The sequence below is a fragment of the Chitinophaga sp. RCC_12 genome (genome assembly GCF_041360695.1).
GTDB lineage: Bacteria > Bacteroidota > Bacteroidia > Chitinophagales > Chitinophagaceae > Chitinophaga.
The window spans coordinates 23544-37649 of record NZ_JBFUPS010000005.1 but is presented as its reverse complement, the minus strand read 5'-3'; the positions used below and the strand labels follow the sequence as shown (position 1 = coordinate 37649).

Sequence of the window (14106 nt, the reverse complement as noted above, 5' to 3'; positions counted from 1 at the left end):
CCATCATTTTTTAATTATGAACCTTATGATACCCGGTAACCATATTAATTTCCTGCTGAGACTCCTGATCGATTATGTAGTGCTGATACTGGCTTTTCTGGGCACCCGTGAATATATTGCGGGTTTGGGAGATGTATTCTTCTCCGGCTTTAACCTCTTATTGCTCTGCATCAGCATTACAGCATGGACCATCATCGGCATGTCGCTTCATTTATACGATGAATTCAGAACGAGGTCGTTTTCCTACGAGTTTATCGCCATTCTTAAAACAGCATTGCTGCATGCCTGTTTTTTCACGTTCCTGTTTTTCTACTGCTTTAAATATTATCCGTATCCGAGAACGTTCACCTTACTGTATGCATTCCTCAATTTTGTAAGCATTACCGTGGTTAAGTTCATGGTCAAGCAATCTTTGCTCCGGTTGCGGTCAAACGGTTACAACATAAAAAACATACTCATAGTGGGTACCGGCGATACCGGCATGAAATTCTATAAAACCATTTTATCCAACGATCATTTCGGTTACCGGTGCGTTGGTTTTGTGGATGAACAAACCAATCCTTACCTGAACGGGCAATACCTGGGCAAAATATCGGACCTCACCAGGATACTGGAAAGTCATGAGATAGACGATGTGATTGTAGCCCTGCCCGACCCAAATACGGAGATGGAAAAAATTATTATCACCAGTGAGAAGGAAGCCAAACGGGTAAGGATCATTGCTGACTGCCACCGCTTCTGCACCTCTACCGCCAGTATGAATTTCTTTGGCAAATTCCCGCTGTTAACGATCCGCACTTCTCCCCTGGATGACCTGGCGAAGCAGCGGTTCAAGCGCCTTTTTGAGCTTTGCTTTACCTCCATCCTCTTTATTACGGTATTCAGCTGGTTGTTTCCGCTCATCAGTATACTGGTCAAGCTATCGTCGCCGGGACCGGTGCTGTTCAAACAGGAACGGTGGGGACTGAAGAACAAAAAAATCACCTGTTATAAGTTCCGGTCCATGACCATGAACAGCGATGTAGTGGATGCAAACGGGCGATACCTCCAGGCTACCCGGAACGACTCCCGCGTTACTATTATCGGTAAGTTTCTCCGCAAAACAAATCTCGATGAGCTCCCGCAGTTTTTTAATGTGTTGATGGGAGATATGTCGCTGGTGGGCCCCCGCCCTCATCCCATTCCTTTACACCAGGAATCAAAAAACACGATACAAAATTACATGCTGCGGCATGTGGTAAAGCCAGGTATTACAGGTTGGGCGCAGGTGAATGGCTGCAGGGGGGAAACCAGGATATCAGGGCAGATGCAGAAACGGGTTGACTTTGACCTGTGGTATATTGAAAACTATAGCTTCTGGCTCGACTGCCAGATCATTTTCCAGACGTTGATGAATATGATCAAGGGAGATAAAAATGCGTATTAACGCAGGGGCTTCCTCAGGGCCACAATATTCTGGAAGGAAAATATTTCATAGCTGGTGCTGTTGTATGCCCCCAGGGCCTTGAGTCCGTCAGGTAACAGGCGATAAAATTCGTAACCCGGTAATATGTCTACAATATCCTTAAAAAAGGTCCTGGAGATGATATTCATTTCGTTGAACTCCACCTGTATCACCTCTGCCAGTCCGCGGGCAATGGTTTGGCGGGCGCCTTTCAGCACACTCAGTTCGTGTCCTTCTGTATCTATCTTCAGTAATGCTATCCTGGATATATCCTGCTGTGCCACAAATTCGTCGATGGTAGTGAGATCAATGGACACTTCTTCCGCGGTGCCCTTATGAAGATGTTCTATCACCCCTTTATACATGCTGGCATGCTCTGAGCCGCCATCACCCTGGTAGTCGTAAATAGTAGCCATGCTACTCTCCTCGCCGGCTCCCTGTGGAACAGCGGTGAAATGGTAGGCTGCTGCCGCCGCGCTTAGCTTGCGGAACGCCACAGGGTGTGGCTCAAAAGCAAAGATCGGGAGGGTGATGCCGTTCTTTCTCAGCATCACTGAATAGTTGCCCATGTTGGCGCCAATATCCATGATCACGCCGGTATCCAGCTTGCGGCGGGCCTTCAGGAATTTAATAAACGCCTTTTCTCCGGATACGGTATCATTTTCATGATTCCTGATACCCAACCCGAACATACTGAGCTTATACAAGAAAAGATTCACGGGATAAAAAACCTTCCGGGCGAATAAGAGTACATACACTCTTTTAACAGACTTTCCGAGCGCATTCATAGTTTGGTTATTGGTTGCCGGCAGTGAATACTGCATTTTACTAAATTACGGCTATTTAAGTAGCGAGGCTTGTTCACTTTATTCATTTCCGGATTTACGCACCTGTCCTTATCTGCACAATTTGGTATCTTGCGCCCTTATCCAATTCATTCGCCTAAATGAAACGTAGATCTGTATCGCTTACTTTTAATATCTTCCTGGGGATTGGCCTGCTGATGGTGGTTGTTGCCGCTATGATATGCTATAATGTTAAATCCTTCAATGCCTCCGCGGTAAAAACCAGCGGAACAGTGGTGGACATGATCCCCAGGGGAAAACGGTCGTACGCCCCGGTGGTTACCTATTTCGATGATGCAGGCGTGAAGCACCGTTATGTTTCCAGCGTTTCCTCCAATCCTCCCGGGTACGAAATCGGGGAACGCGTCGACATTTATTACGATCCCAAAAAACCGGACGATGCAAGAATAGCCGGCTGGATGGAATACTTTGGCGCCATCGTGGTCGGTGGCATGGGGTTGCTATTCAGCTTCTTTGGCCTGGGGTATTATTTAAAGAGAAAGGTGAGCCGCTCGCGCAGGGACCAGCTGAAACAATCGGGGTTGCTGGTCCGGGCCGACTTTGATTCAGTTGACACCAACAGGTATATTCGGGTTAACCGCCGTAATCCCTTCTTTATACGCTGCAACTGGAAAGATCCGCTCACCGGCGTAAACTACCGTTTCAAGAGTGGGTTCATGTGGTCCGACCCTACTTCACTGATTAGGGTTAATCAAAAAATAGACGTATACATGGACAAAAATAATCCACGTAAGTATTACGTGGATATTTCTGCCTTTGAGCAATAATACATTTACGGCGGGCTGTGAAAGTAACAGCCCGCCGTCGTTATCAATAGGAATACTTCGGATCTACCTTACGCTCATCCACACTGATGCCTTCCTTCATCCATCTTGGCATGGGTTTATCTTTGAGATAATGATCAAAGAACTGTCCCATCCGCAGTGTCCAGTCCTGTTGCGGGATCTCCTCCTCCAATGTATGGTTCAGTCCTTTGTAGTTAAGCAGCCAGGCGGGCTTGCGCAGCCTGCGCATAGCCAGGAACAAGTCCAGCCCCTGGGTAAAGGCCACCGCACCGTCTTTGTCGTTATGAAAAATCAGCAGCGGGCTGGTGATCTTGTCGGCATTAAAGATGGGCGAATTGGCGATGTAGGCTTCTTTATCTTCCCACAGCGTTTTCCCTAAACGGTACTGCTCCACTTCACACTTAAACATACCCGGCGCACCATTAGAGCGTACTGCCGTGTAGTTGTAGGTAACATTAACAGCGCCGGCGCCGATGTTAACGCATTTAAAGAGGTTACTACGGGTAGCTATATACGCTGCTTCAAAACCGGCAAAGCTGTGCCCCTGCAAGCCTATATGCGCCTTGTCTGCAATACCCCGGCCAATCAGGTCCATTACACCGCTTACCACGGCGTTGTATGCGCTTTCACCGGGTTTCCCGGTGGTGTAATGTATATCCGGGCGGAATACCACGTAGCCGTTACTTACATAAGTAGGAATATCGATGGTGGACGTGCTGTAACCCGGCACTAAATACTCGTGCAGATCATGGGAATGTGTTTCATAAAAATCAACGATCATGGGGTAAGTCCGGGTGGTATCAAAGTTTTCAGGGAGATATAAAAGCCCCTGGTTTTGTTTCCCTTCGTAATTTTTCCATTCCACCACTTTTGCTGCACCCCAGCTGTATTGTGCCTGTTGAGGGTTTCTGTTGGTGAGGCGTTTAACCGCCGTTAGACCGGCGTTGCCCCACCAGATGTCGGGATATTGCCGGTAACTTTGCCGGGCGAAAACGAAGGCATTACCATTGCCTGCCACACCAATTACTTTTACAGTGTAAGCCGGATCATCGGCCAGTGCCACTGCTTTCCCGCCGGGGTTTAAGCGATACAGTCCGCCCGACTTTGTTTGCTCATTGAAGCTGCGTAACAGGAGTGTTTTTTTCAGATCCAGCATACCGCCATAATCCGCTCCCTGCAAGCGGAAACTTACGCGGTGTTGCCGGCCATAACCGCCGGTAATGCAACGGGCGGGCTGTTGGCCGGTCAGGTCTATTGCCCACATATCGTACCGGTCGTATATAATTACGGTGTTGCCGTCTTCCGTCCATCCGGCCATACCGTAGGATGGTGGCGCTTTGGGCAGGTCGAAATCTTCTTCATACACCGGATAGCCAATGGCAGCAGAAATCGTTACAAACTTTGCCTCCTCCGGTTTCAATACCTGCCATTGTTTTTCATTGCCGTTATATATCACTGCAAACCGGCCATTGGGACTCCACTGTGGGTTGTCCGTACAATCTTCCGCCACCAGTTTGCGCTCGCCCGTGTGCACATTTACCAGGTAAATGTCAGCATTCAGCGAGTACTTCCAGTCGAGCATATATTCGTAGCGCGACTGATCCGTGAGCAATGCATAATTGTAACTCCCGCTTTGAGGCGTAAAAAGCATCCCTGCATATTCAGGCGCCACCTGCACCAGCTGCTTCTTATCCAGGTGATAGATGAATTTTGCATCGTCCATCATCGTTCTGTCATATACCCCTCTCCGTTGCCGCCGTTGGGATACGGGTTCATTCCAGGTCCATAGTTCCAGGTCCGCTGCGTTGGGATTGGGCTTTGGTGGGGTTTTGCGCGCTGTATTGAAGCTTACTTCCAGCAGCAATTGTGTGGTACCAGGTGTAATTTCGTATGCCTTTTGCGTAATACGGTAACCCGGCGGAGCGGTGATATCGTTGAAATCCATGAGCAGCTGAGGCATACTTTTCTTCAGCGAAAAAGCATACAGCTTTGTGCCCGACAACAGCGTGCCTTCTTCTTTATCAGGATTAAAACTGTAGTCGGTTACCGGACCACTAAACAGCGCAGTGTGCCTACCTTTCAGCGGACCGGCCATGAGCCGGTCGCCACGGAGATAAACCACCTGGCCCTTGCCGGAAAGAGAATACCTGTCTGCCTGTTCGAGAATAGTACTGTCGTTGGTATCCGTATTCCAGATCACCAACCGGCTACCGGCTGCCGTTTTATAGTTATAGGAAATATAGGGAGATGTTTGACTGTTGCTGATAAACGAGGTAGCCGTCCACCGGATCTTTTTCCCATCTTTCAAACGCATCAGCACCAGTGAATCATTCGCATTATACTTCAGCCATTTGCCTTTATTAAAAAAATCGGCCCCCGAAGTGTTGTCCAATAGGATCTCCTTGCTGATTTGTATATTGACCAGGTGTTTCTGCGGATTGTCATCGTCCGGCAAATCATACATCACCCAATCGCCATAGTAACTGATAACGGGAATACCTATACGTTTCCATTCTTTATAGGCGGCGGTATCCAGCGCTTTCTGCTGCGCTGCAGCGGGCAGCATGCCGATGCCTGTCAATGCGGCATATAAGAGCAAAGATCTTTTTCTCATTGTTCTGCTTTTAAAATCTCAATAACCTGGCTTAACTCATCGGCAAGTGCGCTTGGACTACCGCCGTATCCTTCTGCCGTATACCTTATTATTCCGTTTTTCAATATTACTTTTCTTGGAATAGCGGAAGAATGGAAAACGGGCAACATACTTTTAAATACGCGGTCGTTTCCTTTTGTATCCGGGTTTTCATCATCGTACAGCACTTTAAAACTATAGCCCGATGACCTGATATATTTAGTGATATCTTCTTTGTAAGTTTTAGCGCGTTCCATGGTGGCGATGAAATAAAAATCCACCGACGGATCAGCGGCATACTTGCTCACTGCCATCTGCATGCCGGGGAAGGCCATTTTACAGGGGAAACACCAGGTAGCCCAGTAGTCCAGCACAATGATCTTGTTGTTCCAGCTATCGGAGCTAACAGTGCTGCCATTCATATCCTTCAACCGGAAAGGCGTGATCTTTTCGCGGATGAGTTTAGCCTTGATTTCATTGCTGTCCACAGCAGGTTTAAGCCCTGCCACATATGCATCAAATCCCGCTGCCTGGCCGTATATCTTTTTCAGTTTTTCCATCATGACAGGCGTAGCGGCGCCGGCTTTAACACCTGCTTCCAACACGGCTTTCACCTTTTTGTCACCACCGGTATGTTCCAGTATGTTTGCCCAGGCTTCATTCAGATTGGCATTGTTGTAGCGACCTTTTTCCGTGAGCTGCGCCCCGTAAGGAAGTGCTTCTCTATACTTACCCATTTTATTCAGCATACGGATATGGATAGCCAGGCGGGCATCCATTTGTGTTCGGGCGTTTTCGCGGGCCTGCAGCGGGGTGTAGCGGGTATCCTCCATGTAGGATCCATCATCCCTTTTTTTGATGATGTCGTCGATCAGCATTTTTGAGAACGGATAAATTTTTGCCAGTGGTATTTTTCCGATGATAAATGCTTTATCGAGATTAGCCCGGTATATTTCATTCAGCGTAACAAAATCCATATCACGGAGATGTTTCTTCAGGCTGTCGGTACGGCCCGTGGCAATGTACACCTGGCCCAGCAAACGGTAGATGTTGTAGTAAATAAACTGCTGGGAGGCGATAGTATCCCTGCGGTATTCCGCCGCTGGGAAATCACGAAGAAAAGTTTCCATGGCAGCAAACTGCTCTTCGTTCATTTGCCCCATATAAGCCTTGCTGTATGCATCGAACCGGGCGGCACGGCCTTTGGGGAACCGTTGCAGCTGGAGCTTTCGCACCGAATCAGCTTTCTGTTGGTTTTTCAGCTGGAACCTGTAGGTTTCGTACACGATGTTATAGCCTTGTTCATCGAGTCCGGGTATCCTTAAAAACTTTTCCAGGTTGCGGGGCGCTCTCTGTGGAAATTCATCGCCCAGTTTTAATTTAAGCATAGCCAGATAGCTGTCGAAGAATTTTGGCATGCTATCGGGATAAGCTTCCATTTCCTTACGCACCCACATTTCCAGCGCTTCGTTGCTGATATCGTAGTTATTAAAATAAAAAGGCGCTTTAGCGATAGAAGGCTTCCGGAAAATACCCCATGCCAGCTGGCCGCCGGGTAAGCGGTTGCCGTTTTTATCGGTGGTAACCGACATAAATCCGTGATCATTATTATTGTCGGAGGCTGCCACCATACCATTTTCAGTGGTCACGAATTTAATGGCCACAAAGGCGCAGTTGGCAGGAACCGCGTACTGGCCGTTCCAGGTGGCGCCATGTTGTTGCAGTACAATATCATCCACATACCAGCGGTAATTCCTGTAGAGATAAATCATGGCGCCTATATCTGCCTTACCGGCCAATGGTCCGCCGGTGGGATTATACAGAAGGCGGAGCGTATCTCCTGCCACGGGTTTTTCCAGCCCCGTTAAGCGGATGCTGTCTTGCGAGTAAGCGGTTGTAGAAAACGCCAGCAACAACGCCAGCATACTTATCCATCTTTTCATGTTGTTTCCGTTTTTTAATGGCATGCCCTGAGCGGCTGCTTAGTGGCAGCCGCTCTACCGGACATCCCGGGTTATGATGGTTGGTTAAATATTATCTTGGGCTTTGCGCTATTTCCGGATTCAGCAGGATGTATTTTGTGCCAACCGGGAAGATGTACCGGTTGCTGTTTGGCTCCAGTGTATAGTTTACGCCTTTGAAAGTGCGGGTAACCGTTTTGGCAAAAGCGGCGTCTTTGTTCAGGCGTTTCTGGTCGAACCATCTTAATCCTGTTCCAAAAAATTCGCGCTTTCTTTCATCCACTACCCTGCTGAGCGCTTCCGCCGGGGTGCCGGGTGTATAAGCCGTATAGTCTGTTGTGAGGAATCGTTTTTCGCGCAGGCTGTTCAATACGTTGGTGGCGGTTACCGCATCACCGGCACGGGCGGCGCATTCTGCTTTAATCAGCATCATTTCCGGAACGCCAGGACCTTGGGTGATGGTATTACCCTCGCGGCTGTAGCGATAGCGCCAGTAACCGTAACCTGTAAACGCCGGGAAAAAGTTTCCGCCTGGTTTTACGAACAAAGCATAGCGCATATCTTTTGTGCCGAGCAGCGATAACAACGCCGTGTCCAGCTGGATGCCGCCCTGATAGAAACCAGCATTAATCTTTGAAAAAATCACTTCCGGATCTTTCAGCCTGTAGGGAAAAGCGGCTACACTGGTGGCATAGTCACGGAGATCCAGCACGCCATTTTGCAGTGCCAGGGCCTGTTCTGCATAACTCCGCGCGGTGGTGAAATCCCGGGTCATCAGGTAAGTACGCGCCAGCAGGGCGTAGGCGGCTGCTTTAGAAGGGCGCGTATTATAATCAGGCAAAGCAGGCAGTGCATCCACCGCCTGTTTCAGGTCGCCGGTAATCTGGTTGTAAACCGCAGCTACCGATGCTCTTTGCAGTGATGCAAACAGGTCGGGCGTTAATAATAACGGAACACCCAGGTCGGTGGCGGCGGTGGCAGCATCGTACTGCGCACTGTAAATATTTACCAGGCACCAGTAAGCATATGCCCGGTGTGTGAGCGCTTCTGCGAATAGCTGTTTCTTGTCTGCATCGGTACCATTTTCGCTGGCCATTACACCTGCCAGTACTTCGTTGCAGGTATAAATTGCCTTGTACAGTTTGTCCCAGTCTCCATCCGACTGTGTATCGCTCCAGTATTGCGGCTGCCACGTATAGGCATTCCCGTTAATATCGGTCATGATAGCCTGTTTCGAGGAGTCCAGGAAACGGGTATCATCACCGGAATAAATAGTGAGACTGAACCCTGCTTCCAGCTGGGAGTTGTTATCCAGCAAAGCGCGGTAGTCTTTGGTGTAGGTAGGTGTACGTTTTCCTATCTGATCTATTTCCACGTATTTACGGCATCCTGTGGCCAGCGCCATTACCGCTACGAAATATATTAGTCTTTTCATTTTCTTCGCTGTTAGAATGATGCATTGATGTTAAACATATAGCTGGTTACCGGCGGCATGCTGTAATAGTTTGCGTTTGCATTCAGGTACTCCGGATCAATCCCATCTTTATTAGCTCTCCATAAAATACCAAGGTTACGCGCATTGCCACTGACTGAGAGACTTTTAATCACCCGTTGCGGCAGCAATTCTTTCGGGAAGTTATAGGTGAGCGATATTTGTTGCAGGCGGATGTTGTCGGCCTTTCTTACCAGCTTATCCGAATTGCGGTAGCGGACAATACTGTTGTTATTCACGTTATCAAGGCCTGGCACGTCGGTAAAGGCTTCATCACCCGGTTCCTTCCACCTGTTGGCAAGGTCCTTTTGTCGTCCGGGCAAACCGAAATAATACCCTGCAGATGTAGGATAATTGGTGATCGCAGGTTTCATAAAAATATGCCCCATGTAATAGGTCATCTGCACCCTCATTTCAAATCTTTTATAGCGGAAGGTATTAAAGAACCCGCCGTGATAAGGCGCCACTCTCACGCCTGCATATTTCAGGTCGTTTATATCAAATGCCGAAGTAAGATTGGTAGTATTACTGATGATTTTATTGTTGCGGTCATAGATCTGGGTTTGACCTTTATTATCGAGTCCTGCGGAGCGATATACAAACGTAGCGCCGATAGGATAACCGTTTACCGGGGAACCGCCAGCGATAAGATTGGAGGCTTGTGTAATGTTATAGCGGTTATCAGTTACTTCGTTGGTACCATATGCAAAATTGAAAACAGAAGTAATGCTCCAGTCTCTTGCTTCCAGCAATTCACCTGTAATACCGAACTCCATACCGTGGCTTTTCAGTGTACCGGTATTGAACTGCAGGGTAGACCAGCCATAGGTGGAATTATATGGCAGCGTGGTGATGATACCTTCGCTCCTTTTGGTGTAGGCATCTGCGGTTAGCATTAAGCGGTTATTAAAGGCCCTGAGGTCAACTCCGAAATTGAGTGTTTTGGTCAGCTCCCATCCCAGTTGCTGGTTGCCCGGCGATTCAATCACACCGATGGGTAGTTGTGTGCTGGGATCTGTTGCAGCCAGATTAATAAGGGGTACGTTGCTTCCCGCTAATGGCACCGAACCGCCGGTACCATAGGTAACGCGGAGGTCTAACCCATTCAGCCAACGAATATCCTGCATAAATGATTCCCGGCCCATGCTCCATTTGGTACCGGCGGACCAGAAAGGTTTTGCGCGCTTGCTGCGTTCAACACCCAGCAGCGTATAGTCGTCGAAACGCGCACTGGCAGATAAATTGTATTTTCCTTTATAGGTATAATTGCCATTACCGAAATAGCTGAGGTAGCGGTTCTTTTGTTCTGTTACCGGGGTCGTTACCGGGCCGATATTCTGGGTCCAGCCATACATGGTCATGAGCTGCGCATTGGGATCCACGGTGGCAAAGGTGTTACCATCCGCATTGTATCCATAACGGGTAGACGCGTATGACCTGTTATAGGTTTCCCTGATTTCCCCTCCTGCAAGTGCAATCAGCTGGTGATCCGCATTAAAACTGCGGTTGATATTGAGGATACCTCGCAGGTTGTAATCGTAGGCATTGGCATCTGACAAATAATAACGGCCACCATAGGGCAGGCTGTAAGTTGGTTTGCCACTGGAAGGATTGGTTACCGTGTAAGTGTTCATCAGTGTGCGTCCGGCGTAACTTTGCACATCATCCACGCTTTGAAGATTACTCTCATTACGCTGGTACATACCGCTCAGGTCCAGGTTAGCCCAGTTTGTAAGTTTGAAATTGAGTCCTGCGTTGAGCCGTACCTGTTGCAAACTATTTTTGGTATTCGAATATCCCAGCTCATCGATCGCATTGTAAGTAGTGGGCAAAAAGCCTTTGGCCACCAGGCTGTCGTTTACTTCCGGGCGGAAGCCAACATTTCGCTGTATGTGGTTGCCATTTGCATCCACCAGCATATCATAGGGACGCAATGCAGTAGCGTTTTGTCCCAATGCGTCGGCGGCGGCATTATTAAAGTAAGTGGTGCCGCCCTGGTAGCTGAAACCGGTAGACAGCTTAACGCGGCGGTCAAACAGATCGTTGGTGAAGTTACCGGTGAGGAACACATTTTGTGCGCTGTTGCTTCTGAAAATGGGTTGGTCTTTATTAAAATTACCGGAGAGATAGTAGCTGTTGTTATCACCGCCACCGGATACGGACAGGTTGTATTGCTGGTTCACGGCGGTGCGCAGCAGGTACTTTTCTATTTGCCCATAGTTATTGCGGGAGGAAATTTCCGCGATGGCGGCATCTGCCTGTGCCTGCGTGGCCGTTCCTCTTTTCACTTTATAAAACCATTCCTGTACTTCGCTGGGATTAGCTGCCTGCAGAGGGTTATAATAGCCGAGTGAAAGTGCATCTGTAAAAAATCCCTTATTCAGCATTTCCAACTCAAGATCTACATATTCCGCGGTAGACATCCAGTTGAGATCCGAGATGGAAGGCGCTTTGGATACCCCGAATGTGGCGGAAAGGTTTACAGAGGGGGCTCCCCTCTTTCCTTTCTTTGTTTCTATCACAATAACGCCATTGGCGCCTCTTGCGCCCCAGATGGAAGTCGCTACCGCATCTTTCAGAAAGGTGATCTGTTCTATATCGTTCGGGTTAAAAGACGACAGCACCGAACCATTGGCCATGACCGAGTTGCCGAGGGTCGTCAGTTTTTGATTATCCCCGGTGGGAATCATGGGGAAGCCATCCACTACGATGAGCGGCGCGGTAGTGTTACCATAAGTGTTGGTAGTACGGATCTGTATGGTGTTGCCCCTGATATCGAATTTCACGCCCGGCACTTTACCTTCCAGTCTTTCCATAATGTTATTGGAAGGCACTTCTGCCAGGTCTTTCGCGGTAATAATATTGTAAGAACCGGTAGCTCTTTCTTTTGAAATCGTCTGGTAACCGGTGGATACGGATACATTGATGGCGCTGATATCGATGGTGGCGCGTTCGAGTACGATCACCAGCTCGGTGTTGTTGCTGATCTTCACTTCCTGGGATTTGAAGCCCACATAGCTGATCACCAGCACATCGCCTACATTCACGCTCAGATCGAAGCGGCCGTTTTCATCGTTGATCACTGACCGTCCGGATCCTTTTACCTTGATGGTAGCGCCAAAGAGAACGTTACCCCGGGCATCTTTCACGATGCCCTGCACGGGGATCGTTACCAAAGGCGTGGTGGTATTGGCATAAGGCAGCGGAAGAGGCGTTGTTTTTTTGCTGACGAAGATGGTTTGCTCCTGCAGCATATACTGCAATTCCTGGCCTTTGAAAATAATGTCGAGGAACTGCCCTAACGGCATATCCACGGCAGCCAGGTTCACTTTCTGCGTGCCTTTCAGCAGGTCTAAGTCACAAAATATGTGATAGCCTGTTTGCGACCGGATGGTTTGAAAAGCCTTTTCCAGCGTGATGTTTTTGCCGGATAAGGTAACCGATTGGGAGACTCCTTTAGCACTTGCCCCTATCAGTGCAGCCGTTAATAATAGCGTGGTTAGTTTCATCACTAACAGAATTTTTTTGCAGAGACTATACCCTTTGGTTGTCTCATTGATTCCCCGAGATTTGGTTGAGAACCGGGGCCCTTCCTGCCTGCATCTGTGCATAGCATGGCCACTCCGGTTACAAGACGCATTTTTTTGCATAACTTGCAATTGGTTAGGTTGATTGAAAACAGTTGACACGAATTAATTGTCTATCGTTCACCCTGGCTATAGGCCGCTCTGAATCCTACCTCAGAGCGGTTTTTTAGTATAGGGAAAAATACTTACGGTAATACTACCAGCCGGTTGCCGGCTTCTATCCGGAAATTCACCCCGGATGCTTTTAATCCTTCCAGAACCTGCGACAGGCTAAGGTTCCGGCCTATTTCACCATAGAACTTCCTGGTGGGAATGGCCCCCTCGTATACTACTTCTATATTATACCACCGGGATAACTGCCGCATGACTTCGGCGATTCCCAGCTGGTCGAAATTAAAGGTGCCTTCTTTCCAGGCAACTACCTGGGCGGTATTAACCTGATTGTTTATTTTTATGTTGCTGTTTACTTCCGCTTGTTGCCCCGGCTGCAATATAGCCGCCTCGGTCCGGAGACTTATTTTAACGCTGCCCTCCAGGAGCGTAGCCCGGATGCTGGTTTCATCGTCATAGGCATTGATATTAAAGTGCGTGCCCAACACTTCCAGCGTCGCCTGGTTATTGATTTGTACGCGGAAGGGTTTTGCAGCATCTTTCGCTACTTCAAAATACGCCTCTCCTTTTACTTCCACTTTCCGTTCATTTCCTGTGAAGGCCGTGGGGTAACGGATAGTGCTGGCGGCATTGAGCCATACCTGGGAGCCGTCCGGCAATGTAAGCCGGAACTGCCTTGCCCGGGGTGTGCTTACGGTATTATACGCTATGCCCGAAGCTTTGCCGGCATCGTAACTGAGCCCTCCGTTTTGCATGATCACGGTGGTGCCGTTCTGGTTGGCGAGGATGCCGTTGCCTATGCTGTCGAGCGTAATTTGCTTACCATCTGCCAGGGTGAGCATGGCCCCGCTGTGACCCGGCGCTACATCTGCTTTCACGGCCAGTTCTTTTACAGTTGTTCCGGGGCGTAATGTAAATACCAGGATGGCGGCCAGTACTGCGGCCGCGGCGGCGGGCCACCATATCCGCATCCTGCGGACCTTTGCCCGGTCCTGTTCCTGCAACCGGCGCCGGAGCTGTTCCAGGAAAGCCGGGGAGGCTTCTTCGTACAACACTGGTCCTGATGCCGCTTGTAATTGCTGATGAAATTCTTCCGCAGACACGGTTTCGTACCAGGAAAAAAATTCCATTTCTTCCTGTTCCGTCAGCGTACCGCTCCGGTATTTATTTAAAAGCGCTATTTTATTCCCGTTGTTCATAGATGGCACTATATACTACAGACGAACAC

8 protein-coding genes are annotated in these 14106 nt (G+C 48.8%); 2 read left to right on the top strand and 6 right to left on the bottom strand.

All coding sequences use genetic code 11. From position 1 onward, the window contains the following. The first annotated feature begins 16 nt into the window (after window positions 1-16). Window positions 17-1426 carry an undecaprenyl-phosphate glucose phosphotransferase gene (locus AB6805_RS16005; RefSeq protein ID WP_370910437.1) on the top strand — a complete coding sequence of 470 codons (1410 nt, stop codon included), beginning with the start codon at window positions 17-19 and terminating at the stop codon, window positions 1424-1426. On the opposite strand, the gene AB6805_RS16000 is transcribed toward AB6805_RS16005, so the two are convergent. Then, window positions 1423-2268, bottom strand: coding sequence for an FkbM family methyltransferase (locus tag AB6805_RS16000; RefSeq protein WP_370910436.1), 846 nt, complete (start codon window positions 2266-2268; stop codon window positions 1423-1425). The two genes, AB6805_RS16005 and AB6805_RS16000, sit on opposite strands and share 4 nt — an antisense overlap. Window positions 2269-2390: 122 nt before the next feature. On the opposite strand from AB6805_RS16000, the gene AB6805_RS15995 reads away from it, so the two are divergent. After that, the gene (locus AB6805_RS15995; RefSeq protein ID WP_370910435.1) at window positions 2391-3077 is read left to right on the top strand and encodes a DUF3592 domain-containing protein; all 687 of its coding nucleotides are present in this window, start codon (window positions 2391-2393) and stop codon (window positions 3075-3077) included. 43 nt (window positions 3078-3120) lie between these two features. Here AB6805_RS15995 and AB6805_RS15990 read toward each other — a convergent pair whose 3' ends face one another. From AB6805_RS15990 to AB6805_RS15970, 5 genes are all read right to left on the bottom strand, one after another. Further along, complete coding sequence (locus tag AB6805_RS15990; protein WP_370910434.1) at window positions 3121-5709, bottom strand: prolyl oligopeptidase family serine peptidase; 2589 nt, start codon at window positions 5707-5709, stop codon at window positions 3121-3123. Then, a complete protein-coding gene (locus AB6805_RS15985) occupies window positions 5706-7670 on the bottom strand; it encodes a TlpA family protein disulfide reductase (protein ID WP_370910433.1) in 1965 nt (654 codons plus the stop codon). The genes AB6805_RS15990 and AB6805_RS15985 overlap by 4 nt, the downstream gene beginning before the upstream one ends. 91 nt (window positions 7671-7761) lie before the next feature. Further along, window positions 7762-9123: a RagB/SusD family nutrient uptake outer membrane protein gene (locus AB6805_RS15980; RefSeq protein ID WP_370910432.1), complete on the bottom strand. Its 1362-nt coding sequence runs from the start codon at window positions 9121-9123 to the stop codon at window positions 7762-7764. Window positions 9124-9134: 11 nt separating this feature from the next. Then, complete coding sequence (locus AB6805_RS15975) at window positions 9135-12689, bottom strand: SusC/RagA family TonB-linked outer membrane protein (protein ID WP_370910431.1); 3555 nt, start codon at window positions 12687-12689, stop codon at window positions 9135-9137. A gap of 263 nt (window positions 12690-12952) precedes the next feature. Next, window positions 12953-14077, bottom strand: a complete 1125-nt coding sequence (locus tag AB6805_RS15970; protein ID WP_370910430.1) for a FecR family protein — start codon at window positions 14075-14077, stop codon at window positions 12953-12955. Between the last annotated feature and the right edge of the window lie 29 nt (window positions 14078-14106).

Coding starts and splice junctions, on each gene's coding strand:
- AB6805_RS15985 (WP_370910433.1), bottom strand. CDS start 7,670: ATGAAAAGATGGATAAGTATGCTGGCGTTGTTGCTGGCGTTTTCTACA.
- AB6805_RS15970 (WP_370910430.1), bottom strand. CDS start 14,077: ATGAACAACGGGAATAAAATAGCGCTTTTAAATAAATACCGGAGCGGT.
- AB6805_RS15975 (WP_370910431.1), bottom strand. CDS start 12,689: ATGAAACTAACCACGCTATTATTAACGGCTGCACTGATAGGGGCAAGT.
- AB6805_RS15995 (WP_370910435.1), top strand. CDS start 2,391: ATGAAACGTAGATCTGTATCGCTTACTTTTAATATCTTCCTGGGGATT.
- AB6805_RS15990 (WP_370910434.1), bottom strand. CDS start 5,709: ATGAGAAAAAGATCTTTGCTCTTATATGCCGCATTGACAGGCATCGGC.
- AB6805_RS15980 (WP_370910432.1), bottom strand. CDS start 9,123: ATGAAAAGACTAATATATTTCGTAGCGGTAATGGCGCTGGCCACAGGA.
- AB6805_RS16005 (WP_370910437.1), top strand. CDS start 17: ATGAACCTTATGATACCCGGTAACCATATTAATTTCCTGCTGAGACTC.
- AB6805_RS16000 (WP_370910436.1), bottom strand. CDS start 2,268: ATGCAGTATTCACTGCCGGCAACCAATAACCAAACTATGAATGCGCTC.